The sequence below is a fragment of the Nocardia alni genome, from assembly GCF_019038435.1.
Lineage (GTDB): Bacteria > Actinomycetota > Actinomycetes > Mycobacteriales > Mycobacteriaceae > Nocardia > Nocardia alni.
Genome location: NZ_JAGPOX010000319.1, coordinates 1 through 1,062, shown reverse-complemented (window position 1 = coordinate 1,062; position 1,062 = coordinate 1). Strand labels below are relative to the sequence as shown.

2 protein-coding genes are annotated in these 1,062 nt (G+C 67.6%); one reads left to right on the top strand and one right to left on the bottom strand.

All coding sequences use genetic code 11. From position 1 onward, the window contains the following. Positions 1 to 816 (top strand): DUF6585 family protein (locus JZ791_RS44125; protein WP_216903933.1); only part of this gene is annotated, 816 nt, incomplete at its 5' end. A gap of 103 nt (positions 817 to 919) precedes the next feature. On the opposite strand, the gene JZ791_RS44120 is transcribed toward JZ791_RS44125, so the two are convergent. Continuing rightward, positions 920 to 1,062, bottom strand: a 143-nt coding sequence (locus JZ791_RS44120; protein WP_216903934.1) for a D-aminoacyl-tRNA deacylase, incomplete at its 5' end; no start/stop codon positions are given.

Below are 1,062 nucleotides of genomic sequence, written 5' to 3'. Positions count from 1 at the left end.
GGTGGGCACTATTTGGATATGGGTTCCGCTGCGTGCGAGGTTTTGGGGGAGCTGGAGGCTGTGCGTGTGGTGGCCCTGCGGGAGGGGCTGGGAGAGTACCGGAGTACTTACCGGCCCCGGGTGATTGATGCACGGTGGCCGATTGTCGACGGCGGTCTCACCGGGGCGGCGGTGGTGACGACGGTGGGCGGGTTCGTCGGCGACATGGTGGAGGTGGGGGTTCTCGGAGCGACCGTGGCGGTGGTGAGCGGTGCTCGGTTGCTGGCCGATCTGGGCTGGCTGAGGTTCGCGGGTACGCGACAGCGGGGTATTCGGCTCGATTTGTATGAGCGGGGGTGTGTGATTTCCGAGCAGAGGCGGGTCCGAGTGGTTCGCTACGACTCGACCATCGTCCGGCGCAAGATTGTGCACGCGGTGCAGAATCCGGCGGCGCATCAAATCTCGTATCGCTATACCCTCGTCGACACCGCTGGCACTCCGGTCGTGCTGGACAGGCGCCTCGAGCGGCCGCAGGAGTGGGGAGTGGCGATCGAGCAGGGCATTCTCGACGCGCAGGTGCCGCAGGCGCAGGCCCGGATGGACGCGGGCGGGCGGCTGGAGTTCGAGCCGTTGTGGCTGTCGGCGAGTGAGATCGGCACGGCGACCGAATCGGTGCCGTGGTCGCGGATCTCGGAGCTCGCGGTGGTGGGCGGCTGGTTGAGCGTGCGGGTGAGCGGACGTGCCGAGCCGCTGGAGTCGTTGCCGCTGTGCGTGATTCCGAATTATGTAGTGTTCCGGGCGCTGGCTCAGCGGCTGCACGCGCTGGCGGTGCACTGAGCGAACATTGTGGATCCGGCACGCGCTTGTTCGGCCGGACGGCCTCGCGGTTATGGATTTCGCGTCGGTACCGCTCTCGGCGCGCTGATCGGTCGGCTCTGGATTACGCCTCGAGTAGCAGCGTCACGGGCCCGTCGTTCACCAGGGATACGTGCATGTGGGCGCCGAAACGTCCGGTGGCGACCGTGGCGCCCAGTGCGCGTAGCGCGGCGGTGAACTCCTCGACGAGGGGTTCGGCGACGGGGC